Origin of the sequence: Dyella jiangningensis, from assembly GCF_003264855.1 — a bacterium.
In the GTDB taxonomy this organism is placed as follows: domain Bacteria; phylum Pseudomonadota; class Gammaproteobacteria; order Xanthomonadales; family Rhodanobacteraceae; genus Dyella; species Dyella jiangningensis_C.
This window is the reverse complement of record NZ_NFZS01000004.1, coordinates 920,030-944,671: the sequence shown is the minus strand read 5'-3', so window position 1 is coordinate 944,671 and position 24,642 is coordinate 920,030. Positions and strand designations below refer to the sequence as shown.

Sequence of the window (24,642 nt, the reverse complement as noted above, 5' to 3'; positions counted from 1 at the left end):
CGCTATTCGGCCACTTGCGGATGCGGCTCCGGCGAGCGTTGCGGCGCGGCGGCAAACCAGGTCGCCGTGCCGTTCACCAGGCGCACCACCGACAGCATCACCGGCACTTCCACCAGTACGCCGACCACGGTGGCAAGCGCCGCGCCGGAGCGCAGCCCGAACAGGCTGATCGCCGCCGCGACGGCCAACTCGAAGAAGTTGCTGGCCCCGATCAGGGCGGAAGGCCCTGCAACGCAGTGCGGCACGCCAAGCCAGCGACTCAGTGCGTAGGCAATGCCGGCGTTGAGATACACCTGGATCATGATGGGCACGGCCAGCAGAGCGATCACCAGGGGTTGTTGCGTGATCGTTTCGCCCTGGAAACCGAACAGCAGCACCAGCGTGGCGAGCAGGGCCATCATCGAGCAGGGTTCGAGACGCGCCAGCACTACGTGCAACGCCGCCTCGCCCCCACGCCGGATCAGGCTCGCGCGCCACGCCTGCGCCAGCACCACCGGCAGCACGATGTAGGCGAGCACGGAAAGCAGCAGCGTGCCCCACGGCACGTGGATGGATGCCATGCCGAGCAACAGGCCGACGATGGGTGCGAACGCCAGCACCATGATGGTGTCGTTCAGCGCGACCTGCGCCAGCGTGAAGTGCGGATCGCCACCGCACAGGCGCGACCATACGAAAACCATCGCCGTGCACGGGGCAGCGGCGAGCAGCACCAGGCCGGCGATATACGCGTCGTGTTCGCCCGCAGGCAGCCACGCCGCGAACACGTGGCGCACGAACAGCCATCCCAGCAGCGCCATCGAGAACGGCTTGATGGCCCAATTCACCAGCAAGGTGACACCGACGCCGCGCCACTGTTCGCGCACGCTGGCCAGCCGGCGAAGGTCGATGCGCAGCAGCATGGGCACGATCATCACCCACACCAGCACGGCGACCGGCAGGTTGATGTGTTGCGTCTCCAGCGACGAAAGTGCTGCGAACACGCCGGGCAGCCATCGTCCCAGCACGATGCCGGCGACGATGCACAACGCGACCCACAGCGTGAGATAGCGCGCGAACAGCGAGATCGGCGCAGCGGTCCTGTTGTCAGTGCTCATGGCCGATCGCACGCAGTTCACGTTGGAGTTCGTGTGATCCCAGACGATCGACGGGCAGCGCCAGCAGACGCTCGACGCGTTGGCGTAGCAACGCACAGGCGGAGTGGAACGCCTGGCGGCGCTGTTCATCGCTGCCTTCGACGGCGACCGGATCGGGCACGCCCCAGTGAGCGGTGACGGGATGGCCCGGCCAGATCGGGCAGACTTCGCCCGCGGCGTTGTCGCAGACCGTGATCACGGCGTCGATCGGCATGGCGTCCGCGTGTGCGAACTCGTCCCAACTCTTGCTGCGCAGGGGCGCGTGGTAGCCGAGTTCGCGCGCGATCTCGGCCGCGAAGGGCTGCACCTTGCCGCCGGGAAAGCTGCCGGCGCTGAAGGCTTCGAAACGCCCTTGGCCGAGCACGTTGAGCAAGGCCTCCGCCATGATGCTGCGCGCGGAGTTGCCGGTGCAGAGAAACAGCACTCTGTACGGAGAAGACATGGAAAAATCAGCAGCAGGACGAAGAGGACGGACCGCAGCAGCTGGTGGCAGCTGCCGTCGCGGAGGGACCACAACAGCCATCCGCTGCGCTCGGCGCGGTGTAGCTGGTGGCGTCGCCAAAGGTGTGGAAGGTTTCCCAGCGCACGCCTTGCGGGTCCTCCGCCCAGAACTTGTCCGACCGCGCGTAGCAGCAGGTCGTGGCCTTTTCGGCGAGGGCCACTGCATCGGCCTGGAGCAGGCGATCGCCGATCGCGTTGAGTTCCTCCGTATCATCCGCCTGCAGTCCGAGATGGTCGATGCCGGCCTGGCGGTCGCGCTGCGAAATGGCGAAGTTCACGCGCGGATCGTCCAGCATCCATTTGGCGTAGTCGTCCTTCACCACCGATGGCCCGGTGCCGAACAGCGTGGTGTAGAAGCGGATGCTGGCATCGAGCCGGTCGACATTCACGTGGACGTGGAAGCGTTTCATGGCTTTCTCCGCGTGGGCTTGCAACGGGACGGTGCGCAGTTCGCGCTTGGCGAACCGGCGCAGCAGTTTTCGGTAAGGAAACCGAGCAGGGCATCCATCTGCGCATAGTTGGCGCGGCACTGGATGACGCGGCCGCGCCTCTCGTCCGTCACCAGTTCGGCGCGACGCAGGACGTGCAGGTGATTGGTGAGCGTCGCGCCGGCAAGGCCGGTCGCTTCCGCCAGTTCGCCCACGGCCATGCCTTCGTCGCCGGCCTGCACGAGCAGGCGGAACAGCGAGAGACGATGTTCATGGGCCAGGGCGCCGAGGGCGGAGAGAGCGTCAGTTGATTCCATATTTCCATAATTCTGGAAATATGGAATCAAGTCAAGCGACGGCGTTGCACATGGAGCGGCCCTCTGATCGGCCCGCTGCGGATGCCTTGTTTCCGTACCGGCGTCGCTTCGCGGCGCCGGTGCGGTAAAGCTACCTGCCGTCCAGCGAGTAGCGGCCCGGGCCGGTGATGCACAGCATCAGCAGGCCACCGGCGATGCTGACGTTCTTGTAGAAATTGATCATCGCCTCGATGCGATCCGGATCGATCATGTGCCAGAACTGGTGCCCGATCACCGCGGCGCCCAGCGTATACAAACCAAGCAGCAGGGCCAGCGGTCGCGTGTAGAAGCCGATGACGATCGCCAGCCCCACGAACAGCTCCATGATCACGGTGACGGCGGCGGTCACCGTGGGAAGCGGCAGGCCGACCGAATCCATGTACGTGACCGTGGCGCCGAATCCGAGCAGCTTGCCCCAGCCGAAAATCACGAACAGGACCATCAGCAGGATGCGTGCGAGGAGAATCATGCCGTCCCTGCTGCCTTCCAGTAACGTGTATCGCATGGTCGTTCTCCCATGACTTTACGCGGCGCATGCAGGCGAGTCGCCCGCATCGACCGTCGCCGCCGGGCGGCGGTCAAGCACACTATATGCCTATGGAAGCGCGTCGGTGATACCGAATTGTGTAGCCGCCCAGACGGCGAAAGCCACTCAGGCGTCTTCGGGAATATCGCTCTTGTAGCGATCGGCCGCCTGGCTTCGCGAAAGCTCGGGAAACAGGCGTCGCCGCGCTTCGTCGTAGCCGTTCCATTCCTCGCCGTCGGGCAGCGACGGCACGGTGACGAGTTCGCCCATGTCGTAGCCGGCCAACGCGGCGTCGACCATCTCGTCCACTTCCATGATCATGTGCTCGGGAAAGCTGTCGATATCCTTGCCCGCGTGTTCCCAGATCGCCGTACGCGTGATGCCGGGCAGCACGGCCTGAACCTGCACGCCGCGCCCGTTCACTTCCTTGTGCAGCGATAGCGTGTAGGTAAGCAGATAGCTCTTGGTGGCCGCATAGGCGCCGACGGAAAGTTCCGGCGCGATCGCCAGCGCCGATGCGATGTTGATGATGCTACCGCGACCGCGCGCGAGGAGGCGGGGAAGCAGCGCGCCGGTCAGCCGCGTCGGGGCGACGACGTTGAGCCCGATCATCGCCTCGACGTCGTCGAGCCGCGCTTCGGCGAGCCCGCCGGCGACCGAGGCGCCCGCGTTGTTCACCAGCGTGCCGATCGCCTCGTCTTCGCGGAGCCGCCGCTCCACCTCGGCGCGCTGTGCCGACGAGGTAAGGTCGGCAGGCAGCACGTCGACCTTCACGCGATGCTCACGCGACAGGCGCGCCGCCAGCGTGTCCAGCGCCTCCCGGTTGCGCGCCACCAGCACCAGCGGATGGCCGCGCGCCGCGAGGCGATCGGCATAGGCGGCACCGATGCCGGTGGAGGCGCCGGTGACCAGTGCGGTATCCAGGGTGTCGACGGGCAGCATGGGGGGAGATCCTCTCAGGGCGGTTGCCTGGCCTCGAACCACGCACCTTAGTCCTCCGGTCGCCGCCTGTCATGCCCGGTGCGGCAGGTCGACTTCGGTAGAACTACGTAGTCGCCTTGGGTGGTTTTACGCTCGTGGCGCGCCGCTTACTGGTTGAACATGATCGGCATGAGCAGCCAGGCTCCCCACGGCGTTGATGGCACGTCTTCTTCCGCAGCGCGTCGCGCGCGGGCCGATGCGTGCCGCCGCGTGGTCCTGCTGTTGATGCTCGCCTTGCTGCCGCTCCGGGTGGCGTGGGCGGATTCATCGCCACAGGCCCCCGCGCCCAGCACGTCATCGTCGCTGGCGGGAAACCCCGAGGGCGCGCCCGTCGTGGTGTGGAATCGCACCGTGGTCACCCTGTATGCGCCCTATCACGGCATGAGCGCCGAAGAGCGCGCGCATGCCGCAGGCGAACGCATCGAAAACGCGCTCGATACGTTGAAGGCGGACCATCTTTCGATCTCGTGGATCGAGGCCGGCGGCGAGAGCGGCGCCGCGGTGCGCGCGGACAATCTGGTCTTGTTCGGCGTGCTTCCCGGCGACGTAGGTACCGATGACCGCGCCGCCATCGAGCAGGCCGCGGAGCGCGGCGCGGCGGTGCTGCGCGAGATCATTCGCGAACGGGAGCAGGCGCGGCAGCCACGCCTGTTGCTGGTCGGCGTGCTGTACAGCGCGTTGGCCACGGTGATCCTGATCGTCCTTTGCTGGGCGTTGATCCGCCTGGATCGCTTCGTGCAGCGCAAGCTGATCGCGGTCACCCAGGCGAGGTTGCGCCTCGATGTCGCCGGCTTCGACCTGCGGCCGATGATGTGGACGCTGGTACGGCGTGGCGTATCGCTGGTGCGCCTGGCGCTCACGCTGTTCTTCGGTTACCTGTGGCTGAGCTTCGTGCTCAAGCGGTTCCCCTATAGCCATCCGTGGGGTTCGCGTCTGGGCGATTACCTGATGCAGATCGGCCTGCAATTGATGACGGGCTTGGTCAACCAGCTGCCCAACCTGCTCACGTTGATCGTGATCTTCCTGGTCACGCGAGGCGTGACGCGCCTCATCGCCGCATGGTTCCAGGCCGTCGAGGAAGGAGCGGTGCAGGTGGGTTGGCTCGAGGCGCCGACGGCGCGCGTCACCAGTCGCCTGGTGTCGACGCTGGTGTGGCTGTTCGCACTGATCGTGGCGTACCCATACATTCCCGGTGCCGGCACCGATGCGTTCAAGGGCGTGTCGGTGTTCCTCGGCCTGATGCTGTCGCTGGGGTCGGCGGGTATCGTCAACCAGGTGATGAGCGGCCTGGTCGTGCTCTATTCGCGCGCGGTGCGCGTGGGCGATTTCGTGCGCGTGGGTGACCACGAGGGCATGGTGGTGGAAATGGGCGCGCTGTCGATGAAGCTGGTCACGCGCAAGCGCGAGGAGATCACCGTGCCGAACTCGGTGCTTTCTTCCACCTCCATGCGCAACTTCACGCGCCAGTCCCGCGACACCGGTCTCTTGATCACCACCTCCGTCACGATCGGCTACGACACGCCGTGGCGACAGGTCGTGGCGATGCTGGAACAGGCCGCGTCCAGGACCGACGGCCTGCAGGCGGAGCCGCGTCCGTTCGTGCTGCAGACGGCGCTGTCAGACTTCTACATCGAGTACCAGCTCAATGTGGCGATCCAGCGCCCCGCCAGCTACGTGATGATCCTGTCGGAACTCAACCGCCACATCGTCGACATCTTCAACGAGTTCGGCGTGCAGATCATGTCGCCGCACTTCGAGGAACAGCCGAAAGAGAAGGTGTGGGTGCCTCACGAACAGTGGTACGCCGCGCCGGCCTCCCGCGACCGACGCCCCACGGCGCCGCCCGGCGCGACGGCGTCGTCGATGTCCGACGGAAGGCCGCCCGTCTGAGGGTTGCGGCTGCACGTATCCGAACCAGTCGATTCAGCCAGCAGGAGGTGTGAGATGAACCAACGGTACCCGTTCCGCAGCATGGCCCTGGGGATTGCGCTGGCCATGGCGATCCCGACCTACGCGCTCGCCCTGCCGCAGCAGACCACCGAAGAGGCGGGCGTCACCAGCACGGCGCATGAACTCAAGCGCGAAGAGTCCACCCTGAATGCGACGGTGGTGAGCGTGGATCAGGAAAACCGGCAGGTGGTGCTGCGTGGCCCGAAGGGCAACGAGGAAACCATCAAGGCCGGTCCGGAAATCAAGAACCTCGACCAGCTGCACGCAGGCGATACGGTCACCGCGAAATACGAGCGAGCCGTGGCGCTGGAACTGCTTCCCGCCGACAGCGCGGAAGCAGGCATGGAATACCAGAACGGCATGAAGACGGCCGAGAAGGGCGCAACGCCCGGCGGCACCGCCGATCAGTCCGTCTCGGTCACGTCCAAGCTGACCGCGGTGGACATGAAGAACCACACCGTGACGCTCACCGGCGCGGATGGCAAGTCGCGTGTCATCGAGGTGAAGGATCCCAAGCGCCAGGCCCAGATGAACAAGCTGAAGGTGGGCCAGATGGTGCGCATCACCTATGTGGAAGCACTGGCGATCAGCGTGACCAAGGGCAAGGCGAAGAAGTGAGCAATACATCGGTCGCGAGGCCATGCGCCTCGCGGCTGGTCGCTGGCAGCCATGGTGAAGGCGTCGACGCGGCCGCGGCGATGGGGCGTGGCATGGCGCTCACTGTCGTCGTCTCACTCACTTCGTAGGAGCGCACCCAGTGCGCGACCGCAGAGGTTGTCGATCCGTCGCGGTCGCGCACTGAGTGCGCTCCTACAGAGGTAGGTGGCTCTGTCGCGGGCACCCGCCCCTCACCCCAGCGCCCTCCTCGCTCCTCAAAGCCGCGGCCGTCCATGGCCGCTCTCCGCGTGCCCCGAAGGGGAGAGGGAGAAAAACGTGGCGGCGTCCTTAGATTCCCCGCCGAGTCGCTCTTGGCTAGAGCGATAAACACGCAGCCCACCGCGAAATGCTCTCGCGCACAGGGTGCGCTCCCACATTGAGGTGGCTACCGTTACGGTACGCCACCCTCCCGAATCAACGCGATGACCTCGTAACACGCGCCCATGGTGTGATAGTCGACCTTGCCGGCAGGGCTCTTCTCGTCGTCGTACTTGCGGTTGTCGCGGGTGAGGATGCGATACCACGCGCCGTAGGTGTGGTCGACGAAGTGCTTCCACGAATAGTCCCACAGCTTTTCGTACCATGCGTCGTACTCGGCCAGTCCGGTGCGTGCATGCAGCAGCGCCGCGGCGGCCAGCGATTCGGCCTGTACCCAGAAGTACTTGTCGTCGTCGCACACGCTGCCATCCGGCGCGAAGCCGTAGGCGATGCCGCCGAACTCGTTGTCCCATGCGCGCGCCAGAGCGGTATCGAACAGGTGCTTGGCGGTGGGCACCAGCCAGTCTTCCTCGCGGCCGCGTTCGAGCAGCAGCGGTTCCATGATCAGCAGCAGCTTGGCCCATTCGGTCTGGTGGCCGGGCTGGAAGCCCCATGGGCGGAACAGGTGCTTGGGATTGTCGAGGTTGTACTTCCAGTCGACGTTCCAGTCGATGTCGTAGTGTTCCCACACGAGGCCATTGGCCTTGGCGGCCTGGCGACGCGTCATGTGGTCGGCGAGTTGCAGCGCGCGTTCGAGGTAGCGCGGTTCGTCGCTGGCCTGGTAGGCCGCGAGCATGGCCTCGCACATGTGCATGTTGGCGTTCTGGCCGCGATAGCCGGTGAACTGCCACTGGTCGTTGGCCTCGTCGCGGTAGAGGCCGGCGTCGGCGTCCCAGTAGTGCTTCTCCAGCAGTTCCCAGGTTTCGTCCATCCACGCCTCGGCCTCGTGCACGCCGGCCTTCTTGGCGGTGGAGTAGGCGAGCAGCACGAAGGCAACGCCATAGGCGTGGTACATGGTGTCCTCGGGCTTGCCGTCGCGGATGGTCCAGGCGTAGCCGCCGGTGGCCGGGTTGCGGTGCACGTCGCGCAGGTAGCGCAGGCCGTGGTGCACGGCATCGAGGTATTCGGGATTGCCGAACTCGATGTGCGCCATCGCATAGTTGAAGACGAAGCGCGTGCTGCTCACCAGGTGGCGATGGCTGCGGTCGTAGATCGTGCCGTCGTCCTTGTAGTAGTGGAAGAAGCCGCCTTCGGGGTCGATCGCGTGCGGGTGGTAGAACGCCATCGTCTGCGCGATGTGTTCGCGCAGGAATGCCTCGCTGCGGAAATCGGGCGTGGTCATGCGTAGTTCTCCATGAAGGCCAGCACTTCGGCTTCGTCGGGCATGGCGGTAAACGAGCCTTGGCGCGTCACGGTGAGTGCGCCGCAGGCGGCGGCGAAACGCAGCGTGGCGTGCAGGCGGGGCAGCTCGGTGACGAGGTGGTCGATGCGGTCCTGCGACGTCTCCAGCGAGGCGAGGCCGTGCAGCAGGCCGCCCACGAAGGCATCGCCCGCCGCGGTCGTGTCGACCGCGCGCACGGCATAGGCCGGCAATTCGCCGTCCGCGTCGGGATGGAACCAGCGCAGCGCGCCCGGGCCGTCGGTGACCACCAGCAGACGCGTGCGGCCTTCCCAAAGCTTTTCGAGCACGGCGTCTTCGCCATCCACCGCGAGCCAGGCGAGTTCTTCGGTGCTGAGCTTCACCACGTCGGCCAGATGCAGCGCGGGCCACACCAGCGGACGCGGATCGACGCCGCGCGGCCACAAGGCCGGGCGCAGGTTCAGATCGAAGCTCACCAAGGCGCCCGCGTCGCTCGCACGGCGCATGCCGTCGCGCGTGGTTTCGGCCAGAGCGGGGTCGGTCATGCTGTTGGAGCACACGTGGAAGACCGCGGCGTTGCGCAGGCTTTCCTCGCGGAAGTGCTCCGGCCGGAACAACAGGTCGGCCGAGGGCGGGCGGTAGAAGGTGAAGCTGCGCTCGCCATGGCCGTCCAGCGACACGAAGGCGAGTGCGGTGTTCGCTTCGTCCGTGCGCGCGATGCCCGTGGTATCGACGCCCGCGCTGTGCAGGCTGTCGAGCAGGAAGTCGCCGAAGACGTCTTTTCCAAGCATGCCGGCGAACGCCGCGGCGCCGCCGAGGCGTGCGACCGCGACTGCGACATTGGCGGGCGCGCCGCCGGCGAAGGGCACGAAGCTGCGCGGATAGCCGTGGGAGTCGTTGCCTTCGCTATGGAAATCGATCAGGGCTTCGCCAAAACAAAGAATAGAGCGGGACATCAAGCGTTCTCAGCGGTGGCGGCGGGAACGGCCGGGTTGCGGATCAGCGAACCGCGCAGGCCATAGAAGACGATGTAGCCGTAGCAAAGCATCGGCAGCACGAAGGCGTGCTGGATGCCCAGGTGGTCGGCCAGGACACCTTGCGCCAGCGGCAGCAGCGCGCCGCCGACGATGGCCATGATCAGCAGGCTCGACGCCTTGCCGGTCAGCGGACCCATGCGCTCGATGCCCAGCGAGAAGATCGTCGGGAACATGATCGAGTTGAACAGGCCGATGGCGATCACGCTCACCATGGCCGCCTGGCCGTGCGTGAGCATGGTGGTCAGCACCAGCAGGCCGGCGATGGCCGCAAAGACGGCCAGCAGCTTGCGCGGGTTGATCCACACCAGCAGCGCGGAGCCGGCGAGGCGGCCCACCATCGCGCCGCCCCAGTACAGCGACACGTAGTGCGAGGCGTCCTGTTCGCTCATGTGGCCGATCTCGGGCAGCGACAGATAGTTCACCAGGAAGCTGCCGATCGACACCTCGGCACCGACGTAGAAGAAGATCGCCAGCACGCCATAGAACACGTGGCTGTGGCGCAGCGCGTCCATCAGCGTGTGATGCGCGGTGTCGGCCTGTTCGGTGGTCTCGGTGAGCGGCGGCAGGCGGAACAGCCACACGCCCACGGCCAGCAGCAACAGCACCACGCCGAGACCGAGGTAAGGCACCTGTACCAGTTCCGCCTGCTTCTGACGGAACGCCTGCAGCTGCTGCGTCGTCTCGGGCAGCAGGCTGGCGCGAACCTTCGCCAACTGCTCGGTCTGCGTGGCGTCCAGGCGCGACGCGGTGAGCTTGTCCAGCGCACTGGCGAGGCGATCGACCGGCAGCGCGGCGAGTTGCTGTGGTGACTGCGCCGTCAGCGTAGCAAGCAGCGATTCCACCGGCAGCTTGTCGAGCACGTTGGACAGCTGTTGCGATGACAGCGGCTTGAGGCTGTTGGCGACTGCGTCGGCGGGCAGCCGATCGAGCGCGGTGGCGGCGGCATCGTTCAACGCGGCCACCAGGCGATCGGCGGGCGCTTGCTGCAGGGCTTGGACCGCCTGCGCCGGCGCGCCATCGTTGAGCACCTGCACCAGCTGCGTGGTTTCCGGCGCCTTGCGCACGTCGGCCGGAAGGGTGGTGACGGTGACGGCGGAAAGAATCAGCAGGCCGCCGAACCATGGGCCGAGTGTCGTGCCCAGCGAATTCATCGCCTGTGCCAGCGTGAGGCGGCTGGAGCTGGTGCGCTCGGGACCGAGCAGCGCCACGTACGCATTGGCCGCGACCTGCAGCACCGTGATGCCGGTGGCGAGCACGAACAGCGCCGCGAGGAAGGCGGCATACGAATGCAGCGCCGCTGCCGGCCAGAAGCCGAAGGCGCCGAGTGCCGCGATGGCGAGGCCGGCCACGATGCCTTTCTTGTAGCCCAATGCGGCCACCAGGCGGCCGGCGGGCAGGGACATCAGGAAGTACGCGCCGAAGAAGGTGAACTGCACGAGCATCGCGCGTGCGTAGTTCAACTCGAACACCGACTTCAGGTGTGGAATCAGGATGTCGTTGAGGACGGTGAGGAAGCCCCACATGAAGAAGATCGTGGTGGCCACCGACATGGCCATGGGGTAATCGGTGTAGCGCGTGCTGCCGGTAGCGGGCGCGGAGCTTGTCGTCGACCGCGCGGAAGGAGCTGCAAGGGCCATGCGAAATTCCGATGTCAGGAAAGGGGACAGCTGCTTTCGCGCACGACCAGCTCCACCGGCGCGATAACGGTGCTTGCCGGTGCCTGCGGATCACGCAGGCGTGCAAGGAGAAGTTCGGCGGCCTGCCGTCCGCGCGCGCGCGGCGCGGTGGACAAGGTGGTCAGTGGCGGCACGCTCATGGAGGCTTCGGCGATATCGTCGAAGCCGGTGACGGCAAAATCGCGACCTGCCTGCAGGCCGCGCTGGTGCAATCCAAGAATCAGGCCGAGCGCGACCGCATCGTTGTAGCAGACGGCGGCGGTGGGCTTGCTGCCGCCTTCGAACAGCGCGGGCGTGGCGCGCACCGCGTCGATGCGCGTAGGCGTGGTCTGCACGCGCCAGTGCGGTTCGATCTTCAGCCCGGCGGCCTGCATCGCCTCGACGTAACCGGCGTGGCGTTCGCGCGTCGAGCTGGCGTCGTCGTGGCCGCCGAAGAAGGCGATGCGTCGATGGCCGCGCGCGATCAGGTGTTCCGTGGCTTGCCGCGTGCCGGGACGGTTGTCCAGCATCAGGCGATCCCAATGCGCGTACTGCGGCAGGCGTCCGCCCAGTTCGCGGTTGAACAGCACCACCGGCAGATGCGCGCCGATCGCCGTGAGTACGTTGCGCGCCTCGCTGCCTTCGGCCGGCGACAGGATGATGCCGCCCGGGCCATGCTCGATCAGCGAGCCGAGCACGGCCTGTTCGCGCGTGGTCGATTCGCCGGTGCTGCCGAGCAGGGTGACGAAACCGGCTTCGCCGAGCGTTTCGTCCACACCGGCGGCGAATTCGGCGAAGAACGGGTTCGCCAGTTCGTTCACCACCAGCGCGATGCTGGACGACGTACGCCGACGCAGGTTCGCTGCGGCACGGTTGTAGACGTAGCCCTGGCGTCGCAGTTCTTCCTCGACGCGTGCGCGCGTGTGCTTGTTCACCAGCGGGCTGCCGCGCAAAACCAGCGACACCGTGGCGCGCGAAACACCGCAACCGGCAGCGATGTCGCTGAGCGTGGTCTTGCGGTGGACGGGGGCGGAGCTTTCCGTGGCCATGCTGGCGGCTTTCCGTGAGTTGGAACGATCCAAATGTAACCGAAATCCTGTGTCGTTTAGCCATATTGCAATGCGGCATGCATCGCGTCGTGGCAGGATGGTACCGTGAAATATAAATCGATCTAAATCGGGGGAAACCACGATTTGTGTGAAATCGCCTGCGGCGTCGCGGGACGAGCCCGGCATGGCCTGGGCGCGTCCGGTGCGAAGCTGCGGCGCTGCCGTTTTCGGACAGCGTCCGCAGGCGTGGCCGATGGCCGTCGGCAACATCGCGGCGTCGGTGAGTTCTACAGCGTAGTGAACCGGTTGCTGGCGGTGCGCCAGCAGCCATGGCGGCTGTCAGACGGATATCCCAGATGATCGTATCGATCCACGCAGGCGAGACACGCAGCAAAGGGACGTGCAGGCGGCTGGCGCGCGTACGCCGGTGTGGCTTCATGGCGGGGATCTGCCTGGCGGCGCTGCTTCCGGCGATGGCATGGGCGGCCCCGCTCACGACGATTGCGCTCGATCATGACTGGCAGTTCCGCCTGGCGCCGGGCGACGCGGCGGCGGCCACGCATCCGGAAGCGGCCAAGTGGTTGCCCGCGACCGTGCCGGGCACGGTGCAGACCGACCTGATGGCGGCGCGGCAACTGGCCGATCCGTTCTATCGCGACGACGAAGCCCAGGTCCAGTGGGTGGGCCTTGCCGACTGGCAGTACCGCACCAGCTTCGACGTCGATGCCGCCACGCTGGCGCGCCCGCATGTGGAGCTGGTGCTGGACGGCCTGGACACGTTCGCGGATGTCTTCTTGAACGGCACCAGGCTGGTTGCGGCCGACAACATGTTCCGCCGCTGGCGCGTGCCGGTGAAGTCCGTGCTGCACAAGGGCTCCAACAAGCTGGAAGTGCGGCTCTATTCGCCGATCAAGCGCCTGCAGCCGTGGCTGCTGAAACAGCCCTACGCATTGCCGGGCGAATTCGATTCCGCCTTCGGTGATGAACCCAAGGGCAAACAGACGGCCAATTACATCCGCAAGGCCAATTACCAGTACGGCTGGGACTGGGGCCCGCGCATCGTCACCGAGGGCATCTGGCAGGGCGTGCACCTGGACAGCTGGGATGGCTTTCGTGTCGATGATTTCCATATCGAGCAGAGCCAGGTCGATCCGCAGGTCGCGCGCGTGGCCGCCAAGCTTGATGTGCAGGCCGACGCCAGCCAGCGCGTGACGGTGAACCTGGACGTCCTGGGTCCGACCGGCGAAACCGTCGCGCATGATGCGCGCCAGGTCATCGTGGATCCCGGCACGCACGAGATCAGCCTGCCGCTGCGCATCGCCGACCCGCGCCTGTGGTATCCCGCCGGCTACGGTGCGCAGGACATGTATACGTTCAAGGCCACCGTGCGCGACGGCGACGGCGTGCTGCATGGCGCCGATCGGGCCGTGGGCCTGCGCAGCGTGGAGCTGCGCAGGCAGCCGGATCGCTGGGGCCGGAGCTTCGAGTTCGTCGTCAACGGCATCCCGGTGTTCGCCAAGGGCGCCAACCTGATCCCGTTCGACAGCTTCCCGAGCCGCGATGTCGAACTGCGCATGCACGACGTGGTGGCCTCGGCGCGCGATGCGAACATGAACATGCTGCGCGTGTGGGGCGGCGGCTACTACCTGCCGGACCGCTTCTACGAGCTGGCCGATCGCTTCGGCATCATGATCTGGCAGGACTTCATGTTCGGCGGTGCGATCCCGCCGAACGACACGGCGTACGTCGAGAACACGCGCCAGGAAGCCATCGAGCAGGTCAAGCGCTTGCGCAACCATTCCAGCATCGTGCTGTGGTGTGGCAACAACGAAGTGCAGACCGGCTGGGAATCGTGGCCCGACCGCGAGGCCTTCAAGAAGTCGCTGACCGGCGAGCAGCGTGACCTCATCGTCACCGGCATGGTCAACCTGTTCGGCAACGTGCTGCGTGACGTGGTGACGCGCTACGACCGCGACGTGCCGTACTGGGCAAGTACGCCCAGCACCGATTACGAGGGGCCGGCGAACGTGCCCGACAACGGGGACATGCACTACTGGGACGTCTGGTCCGGGCAGGCGAAGCCGTTGACGGAGTACCTCAACGTCACGCCGCGCTTCCAGTCGGAGTACGGCCTGCAGTCGTTCCCGGTGATGCGCACGATCCGCGCGTTCGCCGGACCGGACGACCTGCAGGCCGAATCGCCGGTCATGCGGGCGCACCAGAAGTACGACAACGGCAACGGCAACAAGCGCCTGCTGCTGTACATCGAACGCAGCTTCGGCGAGCCACGCGATTTCCCTGCCTTCGTCTACCTGAGCCAGGTGATGCAGGCGCAGGGCATCGAGCTCGCCGCCGAGCACCTGCGGGCATCGCGGCCACAATCGATGGGTTCGCTGTACTGGCAGATCAACGACGTGTGGCCGGGTGCGTCCTGGTCCAGCATCGACTACTTCGGCCGGTGGAAGGCGCTGCAGTTCCATGCGCGACGCTTCTATGCGCCCTTGCTGATCGCGGCCTTGCGTCAGGACGGCAACACCTCGGTGTCGCTGGTTTCCGACCAGGTGTCGTCGACCAGCGGGCATTGGAACGTGCGCCTGATGGACTTCAACGGCAAGGTCATCGACGAACACAAGCATGTGACCAACATGCCGCCATTGAGCAGCACGCCCGTGGGCAAGTTCACCGATGCCCAGCTGCTGCATGGCGCCGATCCGAAGGCCGTGTTCGCGGTGTTCGAGCTGGATGACGGCGACGGCGCCACGGCGCGCAACCTGGTGTTCTTCGACGAAGCGAAGAATCTCAAGCTGCCATCGCCGCACATCCGCACGCAGCTGCAGCCTTCGCTGGAGGGATACAAGCTCACGCTAACCACCGACACCCTGGCGCGCGACGTGTGGGTATCGTTCGGCGATCTCGATGTCGAGATGGACGACAACGCCTTCGACATCCTGCCGGGCCAGAGCGTGACCGTGGGCATCAAGAGCAAGGCCTTGCTCAACGACATGCAGCACGCGCTGCAGGTGCAGAACCTCGCCGGCGTGATGCAGGGACAGTGAACCATGACGATGACCTTCGATAAGGACGAGACACGCCATGCCATCGCGCCGTGACGTACTGAAGTGGTTTGGCGTTGCCGCCGTGTCGGCGGCGACGCTGGATATCGCCCCGTCGCGCGCCTTTGCCGCCGGTGCCACCCGCTATGCGAGCCAGCGTCCGCCCGTGGGGAAACGGAAGTTCGTGAGCCAGGCCGTCGAGCGGCAGCTGGCGACGGTGAAGTCAGCCATCGCCGATCCCAAGCTCGCGTGGATGTTCGAGAACTGCTACCCGAACACGCTCGACACCACGGTGGAGCTCGGCACGCTCGACGGCAAGCCCGACACCTTCGTGATCACCGGCGACATCAACGCGATGTGGCTGCGCGATTCATCCGCGCAGGTGTCGCCATACATCCCGCTGGCGAAGCAGGACCCGTCGTTGCAACGGCTGTTTCGCGGCCTGATCCGCCGGCAGGCGCGCTGCATCCGCATCGATCCCTACGCCAACGCATTCATGCCCGACCCCCATTCGCAGCCGTTGTCATGGTCGCTGCACGACGACACGGACATGAAGCCCGGCGTGGGCGAGCGCAAGTGGGAGATCGATTCACTGTGCTATCCGATCCGCCTCGCACACGGTTATTGGCAGGCGACCGGCGACACCGAACCGTTCGACGACGACTGGCGTGCCGCGATGGCCACGGTGGTGAAGACCTTCCGCGAGCAGCAGCGCAAGCAGGGTCACGGGCCCTATCACTTCCAGCGGCCTTCCAAGATCCCGACCGATACCCTGATGCTCGACGGCTACGGCAATCCGGCGCGACCGAACGGGATGATCCATTCCATGTTCCGGCCGTCCGACGATGCGTGCCTGTATCCGCTGTTCGTGCCGGCCAACCTGTTCGCGGTGACCAGCCTGCGTCAGCTGGCGCAGATGAGCCGTGGCATGCACCGCGACGAGGCGTTTGCCGCCGAATGCACCGCTTTGGCCAACGAAGTGGAGCAGGCCGTGCATCGCGACGGTCGCATGCGTGACGAGCAAGGGCAGGAACACTGGGCCTACGAGATCGACGGCTACGGCAACCAGCTGTTCATGGATGATGCGAATGCGCCGAGTCTGCTCAGCCTGGCGTACCTGGGCTGTTGCGATCGCAAGGACGCCCTGTACCAGCGCACGCGCGATCGCGTGTGGAGCACGCACAACCCGTATTTCTTCAAGGGCAAGGCGGCCGAAGGCATCGGCGGCCCGCATGAAGGGCTGCGCATGATCTGGCCGATGTCGCTGATGATGTATGCACAGACCAGCGACGATCCCGCGCAGATCAGCCAATGCCTGCGCTGGTTGCGCGATACCGATGCGGGCACGGGCTTCATGCACGAAACCTTCGACCAGGACGATCCCTCGCACTTCACGCGTGCGTGGTTTGCCTGGGCCAATACCTTGTTCGGCGAGCTGATCGTCGACCTCCACCGCACGCGTCCAGCGCTGCTGCGCTGACCTCTTTCCCCACTGGCAACCACAACTTCAGGAGAACCGCCCTCATGGTGTCCCGCCGACAATTCCTCCAAGGCATGGGCGCGCTTGCGGTGCTCGGCACCCCGCTGTCGTCGCTCGCGACGAGCGTGGCCAGCGCGGTGGCCGCGCAAAAGAGCGCGGCCGGCGCCGGCGCCTTGGGCGCCCAGGGTGTTTCGTCCTACGTCGACGTCTTCGTCGGCACGGGCGGCCATGGCCATACCTTCCCGGGTGCGACCTTGCCCTACGGCATGGTGCAGCTGAGCCCGGACACCAACGATGCGGGCTGGGATGCGTGCTCCGGCTATCACCAGGCCGATGGTTCGATCATGGGTTTCTCGCACACGCATCTCAGCGGCACGGGCGCGAGCGACATGCTCGACGTGCTGGTGATGCCGGCGCAGGGTCCGGTGCTGCTGCAGCCGGGCGAGCGCGGCCTGCCCGACCACAACTACCGCTCGCGCTTCGATGGAACCAGCGGATCGGACCGCCTGCCGGCGGACAGCAAGGCGGTGCCTGGCAAGGGCTATCGCTCGCGCTACGACAAGGCCTCGGAACAGGCGCAGCCGGGCTACTACCGCGTGCATCTCACCGACCACAACATCCTGGCCGAACTCACCGCGACGCCGCGCGTGGGTCTGCATCGCTACACCTTCCACGGCAAGGGCGACGGGCATCTGCTGGTCGACCTGGCGCACGGCTACCACGACAGCGCGACGGTGCCGGCATCAGTCACCGATGCGCAGCTGCGCGTGGTCGGCAACGACACCCTGGTGGGTGCGCGCCGTGTGCACCAGTGGGCGAACGGGCGTTACCTCTACTTCGCCATGAAGCTGTCGCGACCGTTCTCGCATGCGACGCTGTACTCCGAAGACACGGCCCTGCCGAACGGCTCGGCGGAGGCCAACGGCACGCACCTGAAGGCCGCCCTGCACATCAAGCGTGCATCGCACGCGCCGCTGCTGGTCAAGGTGGGCATCTCGGCGGTAGACATCGATGGCGCACTGAAGAACCTCGAGGCCGAAGTGCCCGCGTGGGACTTCGAACTTGCGCAACGCACCGCCGCCGAAGCGTGGGAGCGCGAGCTCGGGCGCATCCGCATCGAGTCCTCGTCGGAGCCGGTGCTGCGCACGTTCTACAGCGCGCTCTACCACACCATGCTGGCGCCCACGCTGTTCAGCGACGTGGACGGCCGCTATCGCGGCATGGACCTGGCGATCCATCAATTGCCCAACGGCCAGAACAACTACAGCACCTATTCGCTGTGGGACACCTATCGCGCGCTGCACCCCTTGCTGACGTTGTTCCAGCCCGATCGCGTGCCCGACCTGGTGAACGGCCTGGTGCGCATGGCGGAGGAAAGTCCGCAAGGTCCGCCGGTGTGGCCGCTGCAGGGCGTGGAGACCGGCTGCATGATCGGTTACCACTCCGCCGTGGTGCTCGCCGAAGCGCAGGCGAAGGGCTTCAAGGGCATCGATTACGCGCGCGCCTGGCCGATCTTCCGCCGCCGTGCGATGGAAGACGATTACCGCGGCCTGACCTTCTACCGGCACCTCGGCTATATCCCCAGCGACAAGGAAGGCGAGGCGGTCAGCAAGACGCTCGAATACGCCTACGACGACTGGGCGATGGCGCAGCTGGCCGAAGGCGCGGGCGAAAAGGGTGACGCTGCCGCGTTGCGCCAGCGTTCGCGCAACTACCGCAACGTGTTCGACAAGAAGCTCAATTTCGTGCGACCACGGGGCAGCGACGGGCAGTGGCTGGAGCCGTTCGATCCGCGCGGCATGGGTCATTCCAGCCAGTGGCGCGACTTCACCGAATCCAACGCCTGGCAGGCGACCTTCCTCAACCAGCACGACCTGTATGCGTACATGGAGATGTTCGGCGGCCAGAAGGTGTTCGAACGCAAGCTGGACGAACTGTTCACCACCAGCTCGGAACTGCCCGCCGATGCGCCGCCGGATATCGCCGGCATGGTGGGCCAGTACGCCCACGGCAACGAGCCCAGCCATCACGTGGCCTACCTGTATGCGTACACCGGCTCGCACCACAAGACGCAGGCGCGCGTGCGCATGCTGCTGGAAACCATGTATCCACCCGAGCCCGATGGACTGGCCGGCAACGAGGACTGCGGCCAGATGAGCGCGTGGTACGTGATGAGCGCGCTCGGCCTGTACGCCGTCGATCCGGTGAGCACCAACTACGTGTTCGGCAGCCCCTTGCTGGATCGCGCGGAGATCGCGCTGTCCGGCGATCGCAAGCTGGTGATCCAGGCGCACGGCAACGGCCCGGGGCAGGCTTACATCCAGTCCGTGCTGTGGAACGGCAAGCCGTGGACGCGCAGCTGGATCAGCCACGCCGAACTCGCCGCCGGCGGTACGCTGGAAATCCAGATGGGTGCGACGCCGAACACGCAATTCGGCGCCGCGGCCAAGGACCGTCCGCCCGCCTTCGGCATGCCGGCGACCGCATGACCGCTTCGCCCTGATCGCACGGCCTCACACGAACGCCGCCCACCCCCGGGCGGCGTTTTTCTTCACCGTACCGTGCTCGTCCCCTGTAGGAGGCCGCCCAGTGGGCGACCGCAACACGCCAACGCACCTCATGCTTCGCAGGCCGCACAACCTGCACACTCGCGCAGAACGTAACAGCAGAACGCTGCGGGCTCTTGCGCAGAGACCGGCTCCGTAACCCCCGCGTAAGAGTGTTGCGCTGCGACTTGTCTCGATCTAATCTCGAATGGAATAGTTTCACCGATCCAGGCGATGCGTTCTTTCCAGCGCTATGGATCAAGAGGTCGCGCCTGGGGAGCGCATCTCGAGGGAGCCGTTGAAGCGGTCGTGATCGAGACAGTGTCGGCCCGACGGAAGAACCGTCCGGCCAACGCGAGCGAGGGTAGGGCGGTGCATGAATGACGGCGGCCACGCACGTGGCGAGGTGCGGGGGAGCAGCACCTTTGCGACAGACGAACCGGGTGGCGACACCACGGCCGGCATGAATCCCCTGCGCGGAGACGCGGCCCACGCCTTGCTGGCGGCCGACGTCGGCGGCACCCATGCACGCATGGGTCTTCTCGCCGTCAATGCATCACCGCAGGCACATGATGCAACCTTGTCGGTGCTCGCCTATCAGGTCTATCCCTGCCGTGATTACACCGACCTCGCCTCCATCGTGCGTCGCTTCTGCGACGAGCATGCGGTCAAGCCGCGCCGCTTCGCGCTCGCGTGTGCGGGCTACCTGCATGAAGGGCGCGTGCTCAACAGCAACCTGCAATGGCCGATCGAGCCCGTTGCGCTGAAGCGCGAACTGGGCATGGACGATGTGTCGGTCCTGAACGATTTCGTCGCGCTGGCGCATGCCATGCCGCATCTGCAGGCGGACAGCGTGATGTCGTTGCATCGGCCTTCGCGGCAAGTGGCGCGGGGCCCTGTCGTGGTGATCGGGCCCGGCACGGGGCTCGGTGTGGCGGTGCGCCTGCCAGGCACGCCGCCGCAGGTGTTGCAGACCGAGGCCGGCCATATCCAGCTGGCGGCGCGCACGTCACGCGAACTGGAAGTACTTGCCGACCTGGCGCCATCGGGCACGCATCTCCCCTATGACCACGCGCTCTCCGGACCTGGGCTGCTGCGCATCTACCAGGCGATGTGCCGCATCGAGGACAAACCCGCGTCGCTGCATGCACCCGCCGACGTCGTGGCCGCTGCCGTCGCGAACGCCGATCCTTGCGCCGTGGAAACGCTGCAGCTGTTCTGCGGATGGCTGGGTTCCTTCACCGGCGACATGGCCATGCTGTACGGCGCCACCGGTGGCATCTATCTGGCTGGCGGTTTTCTCGCCCGCATGTTCGGGCTGCTGGAAGCCAGCGGTTTTGTCGCGCGCTTTCTCGACAAGGGCGTGATGCGCCCCTTCCTGCAGACCGTGCCCGTGTACGTGGTGGACCACGCGCAGCTCGGCGTCATCGGCGCGGCCAGCTGGCTGCACGAACGCCCGGACAACAGCTGAAACAGTCTCACCCTCCCGTCGTCGAATCCACCTCGCAGGTTTGAAGGGAATGCCAATGTCAGCGTCTACGTACTCGTCGTGCCGTATCCATCGACTCCTGGTTCTCAGCGCGTGCGTGGGCCTGGCCTTCGGCGCAGGCACGGTCGCCGCGGCCGAACAGCCGACGACGGTTACGCCACCCGATGCGGCAACGATCGAGCAACAGTGGGTGGCGGCCAATCGTCCTTATGATGCGGCGCGCCACGAGATCCTCGCGCAGACAGAGAAGGTCGCGTGGCAGGGGCCGATGCAACCCGACTGGCAGACGCTGACCGCGTATCGCACGCCCGATTGGTATCGGGACGCCAAGTTCGGCATCTTCGTGCACTGGGGCGTGTACTCGGTGCCGGCGTTCAAGGGCGAGTGGTATCCGCGGCACATGTACGAGCGCGAGGGCGAAAACTCCGATCGCTATCGCCACCAGCTCGCCACCTACGGGCCCATGCCCAAGGTGGGATACAAGGACCTGATCCCGATGTTCAAGGCCGAGCACTTCGACCCGCAGGCGTGGGCGAAGCTGTTCCACGACGCGGGCGCGCGCTACGTGGTGCCGGTGGCGGAACATCACGACGGCTTCGCCATGTACGACTCCAAGCTGTCGGACTGGACCGCGGTGAAGATGGGCCCGCACCGCGACGTGATCGGCGAGCTCGCCAAGGCGATACGCGGGCAAGGCATGAAGCTGGGCCTGTCGTCGCACCGCGCCGAGCACGACTGGTTCTACGAGTACGGCCGCACCTTCGACTCGGACGTCAACGATCCGCGCTATGCCGCGCTGTACGGGCCGGCGCACCGCCTCGTTTCGGCTAAGGGCGAGGACGGGCAGGAAGTCGACTGGACCTTCGTGTCCGATGCGTATCTCGCCGACTGGTTGGCGCGCTCCGCGGAAATCGTGCAGGACTACCATCCGGACCTGATGTACTTCGACTGGTGGATCGGCCAGCCGCGCTTCCGCGGTCCGCTCGCCGAGTTCGCCGCGTTCTTCTACAACCAGGCAGCAGCGCGCCAGCAAGGCGTGGTGCTCAACTACAAGTTGAACGACATGCGTCCGGGCACCGGCACGCTCAATATCGAGCGCGGGCAGGCGGCGGGTATCCGCGAACAGCCGTGGCAGACCGAGACGTCGGTGAGTCCCGATTCGTGGGGTTATGCGGAAGGCGACACCTACAAGTCGCCCGACGAGATCGTGCAACTGCTCGCCGACGTGGTAAGCAAGAACGGCAACCTGCTGCTCAACGTCGGGCCGAAGGCCGACGGCACCATTCCCGACGAGGCGCGCGGCATCCTGCAGTCCGTGGGGCAATGGCTGCATGCGAACGGCGAGGCGATCTACGGCACCCGGCCGTGGCATCGCTTTGGCGAAGGCCCGACCGAAGTCGCGGCCGGCACCATGCAGGACACCAAGACCAAGCCGTACACGGCCGAGGACTTCCGCTTCACCACCAAGGGCGACGCGCTCTATGCGATCGAGCTGGAGTGGCCGGCAAGCGGACAGGCGGTCATCCATTCGATCGATGCCGGTACGAAAGTCGCTTCGGTGACGATGCTTTCCACGGGCAAGCCGATCGCGTTCAAGCAGCAATCCGATGGCCTGCACCTGACGCTGCCGAAGCAGCCATCCGGCGCGCATGCGTATGCCTATCGCATTGCACTGGCCAAGCACTGACCGGGTGCAGGGCGGCCCGCCTTCGCCTCGTGACGGAACCCACGCATTGCAGCGTGCACGACGGCGTGGACGCTGCTAGATTTCAAACGATCTAAATCTGGCGCTGGGGTATCCGATGGCTCGTCTCCCGTCCCGTTCGTGGCTTCCGGCCATGCTGGCCCTTTCCCTGTTGCCCGGCCTGGCGGCAGCGGCGACGACGGGTCACGCGGTGGATGTCGACCCGCGCATCGGCACGGGTGGCGATGGCCATACCTTCCCGGGCGCCACGGTGCCCTTCGGCATGATCCAGCTGTCGCCGGACACGGCCATGCCGGATTTCAAGCACGCCTACAAGTGGGCGGCCGGCTACCAGTACGGCGACAGCAGCCTGCTCGGTTTCTCGCATACGCATTTCTCCGGCTCCGGTCATTCGGACCTCGGCGATGTGCTGGTGATGCCGATTGCCGGCGACGTGAAGCTCGACCCGGGTGATGCAGCCCAGCCAGGCAGCGGTTATCGCTCGCGCTTCAACCACAACACCGAAGTAGTGCAGGCCGGCTATTACGCGGTGACGCTGAGCGACTACGGCGTGCGCGCCGAACTCACCGCCGGGCGCCGCATCGGCTGGCATCGCTATACCTTCCCGGCGGGCAAGCCGGCGCACCTGCTGCTCGACCTGCGTCCGAGCATCTACGACTACCCGGGCAAGGTGCTGTGGTCGCATCTGCGCGTGCATGACGACGGCACCGTCACCGGTTGCCGCACCACGCGCGGCTGGGCGCCGGGTCGCGAGCTGTGCTTCGCCATGCGCTTCTCGCAGCCGCTGGCCTCGCGCACGCTGTACAGCCGCGAGACCGACGTGCCGTACAAGGGCTTCAAGGGACCGGGTTACCAGCCGGAAGACCACGACGCGCTGGAAGGCCGCGCACTGGTTGGCGTGTTCGACTTCGGCGCGCTCAAGCAGCCGTTGGGCGTGAAGGTGGCGATTTCGCCGGTGAGCGAAGCCAACGCCATCGCCAACCTCGATGCCGAAGGCAAGGGCTGGGACTTCGATGCCCGCCGCGCCGAAGCACGCGCCGACTGGGACAAGGCGCTCGCTTCGATCGAGATCGATGCGCCCAAGCAGGACCGCACCAGCTTCTACACCTCGCTGTACCACGCGCTGCTGTCGCCGACGCTCAGCATGGACGTCAACGGCCAGTTCCGCGGCCCCGACGGCGCCGTGCACGAGGCGGTCGACAAGAACGGCAAGTTCGAATTCCACTCCACCTGGTCGCTGTGGGACGTGTACCGCGCGCAGCAGCCGCTGGTCGTGTTGCTGATGCCTGAGCGCAGCACCGACTTCATCCGCTCGCTGATCGCCGCGCGCGAAACCAGCCCGTTCGGCATCCTGCCGGTGTGGGCCTACCAGGGCCTGGAAACGTGGTGCATGATCGGCTACCACGCCGTGCCGGTGATCGCCGACGCCTACATCAAGGGCGTGCGCGGCTTCGATGCGGAAGCCGGCCTCAAGGCCATGGTGGCCAGCGCCACCTACGCGCCCTACGGCGGCCTGGGCGACTACATGAAGCTCGGTTACGTGCCGATCGACAAAGAGCCGGAGGGCGCCTCCAAGACGCTGGAATACGCCTACGACGACTGGTCGCTGGCGCAGATGGCCAAGGCCATGGGCAAGCAGGACATCGCCGCCACCTTCGACAAGCGCGCCGGCAACTGGCGTAACGCCTACGACCCCAAGACCGGCTTCATGCGCGCACGCAAGACCGACGGCACGTTCCGCGAGCCGTTCGATCCGGATGCCGCCGGCTACGGTACCGACTACACCGAAGGCAACGCCTGGCAGTACTCCTGGTACGTGCCGCAGGACGTGGCGGCGCTGGTGAAGGCGATGGGCGGCGACCAGGCCTTCGTCACCAAGCTGGACAGCGTGTTCGAGGCCAAGGTGGATCCGGCCCGCTTCGCCCACGTGGAGGACATCACCGGCCTGATCGGCTGGTACGCGCACGGCAACGAGCCCAGCCATCACCTGGCCTACCTGTACGACTATGCCGGTGCGCCCTGGCAGACCCAGAAGCGCCTCAAGCAGATCATGGACAGCCAGTACGCCGCGCGACCGGACGGCCTGGCCGGCAACGACGACCTGGGCCAGATGTCGGCCTGGTACATCTTCACCGCGCTGGGCTTCTACCCGGTGACCCCGGCCAGCGACGAGTACGCCATCGGGCGCCCGTTCGTGAAGCGCGCCACGCTGCACCTCGGCAACGGCAAGACCTTCACCGTGAGCGCGGCGCCGCTGGACGACAAGCACCCCTACGTGGGCAGCGTGACCCTCAACGGCAAGCCGCTGGACCGGGTGTTCCTGCGCCATGGCGAGATCGTGGCCGGCGGCGAGCTGCACTTCACCATGCAGGCCGAGCCGAATCGTTCGTGGGGAAGCCAGCCCGATGCGCGTCCCACGTCGATGAGCTCGGCTGAGCGGCGCTAGACTGTCCCCTACCAAAGACTTAGTAAAAACCT

At 66.1% G+C, this 24,642-nt stretch carries 17 protein-coding genes and 2 pseudogenes; 8 read left to right on the top strand and 11 right to left on the bottom strand.

Annotation, left to right across the window (positions count from 1 at the left end):
• Positions 1 to 2: 2 nt before the first annotated feature.
• The 6 genes from arsB to CA260_RS16805 all read right to left on the bottom strand — a co-directional run bounded on the left by arsB (position 3) and on the right by CA260_RS16805 (position 3,886).
• Positions 3 to 1,094 carry an ACR3 family arsenite efflux transporter gene (gene arsB, locus CA260_RS16830; RefSeq protein ID WP_111984163.1) on the bottom strand — a complete coding sequence of 364 codons (1,092 nt, stop codon included), beginning with the start codon at positions 1,092 to 1,094 and terminating at the stop codon, positions 3 to 5.
• A complete protein-coding gene (locus CA260_RS16825; RefSeq protein ID WP_111984162.1) occupies positions 1,084 to 1,575 on the bottom strand; it encodes an arsenate reductase ArsC in 492 nt (163 codons plus the stop codon). The genes arsB and CA260_RS16825 overlap by 11 nt, the downstream gene beginning before the upstream one ends.
• Positions 1,576 to 1,582: 7 nt before the next feature.
• On the bottom strand, positions 1,583 to 2,044 hold the full coding sequence (locus CA260_RS16820) for an ArsI/CadI family heavy metal resistance metalloenzyme (RefSeq protein WP_111984161.1): 462 nt from the start codon (positions 2,042 to 2,044) through the stop codon (positions 1,583 to 1,585).
• Positions 2,041 to 2,379: an ArsR/SmtB family transcription factor gene (locus CA260_RS16815; protein WP_111984160.1), complete on the bottom strand. Its 339-nt coding sequence runs from the start codon at positions 2,377 to 2,379 to the stop codon at positions 2,041 to 2,043. Before CA260_RS16815 ends, CA260_RS16820 begins: the two co-directional genes overlap by 4 nt.
• A 130-nt stretch (positions 2,380 to 2,509) precedes the next feature.
• Positions 2,510 to 2,923, bottom strand: coding sequence for a DoxX family protein (locus tag CA260_RS16810; RefSeq protein ID WP_111984159.1), 414 nt, complete (start codon positions 2,921 to 2,923; stop codon positions 2,510 to 2,512).
• 147 nt (positions 2,924 to 3,070) lie between these two features.
• Complete coding sequence (locus CA260_RS16805) at positions 3,071 to 3,886, bottom strand: SDR family NAD(P)-dependent oxidoreductase (protein WP_111984158.1); 816 nt, start codon at positions 3,884 to 3,886, stop codon at positions 3,071 to 3,073.
• Positions 3,887 to 4,054: 168 nt separating this feature from the next.
• Between CA260_RS16805 and CA260_RS16800 the strand changes: the two genes are divergently transcribed.
• Both CA260_RS16800 and CA260_RS16795 read left to right on the top strand, forming a co-directional pair.
• Positions 4,055 to 5,815, top strand: a complete 1,761-nt coding sequence (locus tag CA260_RS16800) for a mechanosensitive ion channel family protein (RefSeq protein ID WP_172461879.1) — start codon at positions 4,055 to 4,057, stop codon at positions 5,813 to 5,815.
• Between the two features lie 54 nt (positions 5,816 to 5,869).
• Positions 5,870 to 6,493: a hypothetical protein gene (locus tag CA260_RS16795; RefSeq protein WP_111984156.1), complete on the top strand. Its 624-nt coding sequence runs from the start codon at positions 5,870 to 5,872 to the stop codon at positions 6,491 to 6,493.
• A gap of 430 nt (positions 6,494 to 6,923) precedes the next feature.
• On the opposite strand, the gene CA260_RS16790 is transcribed toward CA260_RS16795, so the two are convergent.
• From CA260_RS16790 to CA260_RS16775, 5 genes and pseudogenes are all read right to left on the bottom strand, one after another.
• Positions 6,924 to 8,132 (bottom strand): AGE family epimerase/isomerase, encoded by a 1,209-nt coding sequence (locus CA260_RS16790; RefSeq protein ID WP_111984155.1) that lies wholly within the window; start codon positions 8,130 to 8,132, stop codon positions 6,924 to 6,926.
• Positions 8,129 to 9,106 carry a carbohydrate kinase family protein gene (locus CA260_RS16785; protein WP_172461878.1) on the bottom strand — a complete coding sequence of 326 codons (978 nt, stop codon included), beginning with the start codon at positions 9,104 to 9,106 and terminating at the stop codon, positions 8,129 to 8,131. The genes CA260_RS16790 and CA260_RS16785 overlap by 4 nt, the downstream gene beginning before the upstream one ends.
• Positions 9,106 to 9,837: pseudogene (gene gluP / locus CA260_RS21525) on the bottom strand (glucose/galactose MFS transporter); the annotation flags it as partial. The gene CA260_RS16785 and the pseudogene gluP, both read right to left, overlap by 1 nt.
• A gap of 204 nt (positions 9,838 to 10,041) precedes the next feature.
• A pseudogene (locus CA260_RS21520) lies at positions 10,042 to 10,743 on the bottom strand (MFS transporter); the annotation flags it as partial.
• 95 nt (positions 10,744 to 10,838) lie between these two features.
• Complete coding sequence (locus CA260_RS16775; RefSeq protein WP_111984152.1) at positions 10,839 to 11,891, bottom strand: LacI family DNA-binding transcriptional regulator; 1,053 nt, start codon at positions 11,889 to 11,891, stop codon at positions 10,839 to 10,841.
• A 437-nt stretch (positions 11,892 to 12,328) separates the two neighbouring features.
• Here CA260_RS16775 and CA260_RS16770 point away from each other — a divergent pair, with 437 nt between their 5' ends.
• From CA260_RS16770 to CA260_RS16745, 6 genes are all read left to right on the top strand, one after another.
• Positions 12,329 to 14,947, top strand: coding sequence for a beta-mannosidase (locus CA260_RS16770; RefSeq protein WP_111984151.1), 2,619 nt, complete (start codon positions 12,329 to 12,331; stop codon positions 14,945 to 14,947).
• A gap of 37 nt (positions 14,948 to 14,984) precedes the next feature.
• Positions 14,985 to 16,424: a glycoside hydrolase family 125 protein gene (locus tag CA260_RS16765; RefSeq protein WP_111984150.1), complete on the top strand. Its 1,440-nt coding sequence runs from the start codon at positions 14,985 to 14,987 to the stop codon at positions 16,422 to 16,424.
• 44 nt (positions 16,425 to 16,468) lie between these two features.
• Entirely contained in the window at positions 16,469 to 18,913 is a 2,445-nt protein-coding gene (locus CA260_RS16760; protein ID WP_111984149.1) for a GH92 family glycosyl hydrolase, read from the top strand.
• Positions 18,914 to 19,346: 433 nt separating this feature from the next.
• Positions 19,347 to 20,441 (top strand): glucokinase, encoded by a 1,095-nt coding sequence (locus CA260_RS16755; protein ID WP_238149797.1) that lies wholly within the window; start codon positions 19,347 to 19,349, stop codon positions 20,439 to 20,441.
• A 55-nt stretch (positions 20,442 to 20,496) separates the two neighbouring features.
• Positions 20,497 to 22,146, top strand: a complete 1,650-nt coding sequence (locus tag CA260_RS16750) for an alpha-L-fucosidase (RefSeq protein WP_111984148.1) — start codon at positions 20,497 to 20,499, stop codon at positions 22,144 to 22,146.
• A 151-nt stretch (positions 22,147 to 22,297) separates the two neighbouring features.
• A complete protein-coding gene (locus CA260_RS16745; protein WP_111984147.1) occupies positions 22,298 to 24,610 on the top strand; it encodes a GH92 family glycosyl hydrolase in 2,313 nt (770 codons plus the stop codon).
• The last annotated feature ends 32 nt before the right edge of the window (positions 24,611 to 24,642 follow it).

Bases quoted from the DNA above. Each gene is read 5' to 3' on its own strand.
- CA260_RS16755 (WP_238149797.1), top strand. From the start codon at position 19,347: ATGAATGACGGCGGCCACGCACGTGGCGAGGTGCGGGGGAGCAGCACC.
- CA260_RS16785 (WP_172461878.1), bottom strand. From the start codon at position 9,106: ATGTCCCGCTCTATTCTTTGTTTTGGCGAAGCCCTGATCGATTTCCAT.
- CA260_RS16750 (WP_111984148.1), top strand. From the start codon at position 20,497: ATGTCAGCGTCTACGTACTCGTCGTGCCGTATCCATCGACTCCTGGTT.
- arsB (WP_111984163.1), bottom strand. From the start codon at position 1,094: ATGAGCACTGACAACAGGACCGCTGCGCCGATCTCGCTGTTCGCGCGC.
- CA260_RS16800 (WP_172461879.1), top strand. From the start codon at position 4,055: ATGAGCAGCCAGGCTCCCCACGGCGTTGATGGCACGTCTTCTTCCGCA.
- CA260_RS16795 (WP_111984156.1), top strand. From the start codon at position 5,870: ATGAACCAACGGTACCCGTTCCGCAGCATGGCCCTGGGGATTGCGCTG.
- CA260_RS16810 (WP_111984159.1), bottom strand. From the start codon at position 2,923: ATGCGATACACGTTACTGGAAGGCAGCAGGGACGGCATGATTCTCCTC.
- CA260_RS16790 (WP_111984155.1), bottom strand. From the start codon at position 8,132: ATGACCACGCCCGATTTCCGCAGCGAGGCATTCCTGCGCGAACACATC.
- CA260_RS16825 (WP_111984162.1), bottom strand. From the start codon at position 1,575: ATGTCTTCTCCGTACAGAGTGCTGTTTCTCTGCACCGGCAACTCCGCG.
- CA260_RS16775 (WP_111984152.1), bottom strand. From the start codon at position 11,891: ATGGCCACGGAAAGCTCCGCCCCCGTCCACCGCAAGACCACGCTCAGC.
- CA260_RS16805 (WP_111984158.1), bottom strand. From the start codon at position 3,886: ATGCTGCCCGTCGACACCCTGGATACCGCACTGGTCACCGGCGCCTCC.
- CA260_RS16820 (WP_111984161.1), bottom strand. From the start codon at position 2,044: ATGAAACGCTTCCACGTCCACGTGAATGTCGACCGGCTCGATGCCAGC.
- CA260_RS16760 (WP_111984149.1), top strand. From the start codon at position 16,469: ATGGTGTCCCGCCGACAATTCCTCCAAGGCATGGGCGCGCTTGCGGTG.
- CA260_RS16765 (WP_111984150.1), top strand. From the start codon at position 14,985: ATGCCATCGCGCCGTGACGTACTGAAGTGGTTTGGCGTTGCCGCCGTG.
- CA260_RS16770 (WP_111984151.1), top strand. From the start codon at position 12,329: ATGGCGGGGATCTGCCTGGCGGCGCTGCTTCCGGCGATGGCATGGGCG.
- CA260_RS16745 (WP_111984147.1), top strand. From the start codon at position 22,298: ATGCTGGCCCTTTCCCTGTTGCCCGGCCTGGCGGCAGCGGCGACGACG.
- CA260_RS16815 (WP_111984160.1), bottom strand. From the start codon at position 2,379: ATGGAATCAACTGACGCTCTCTCCGCCCTCGGCGCCCTGGCCCATGAA.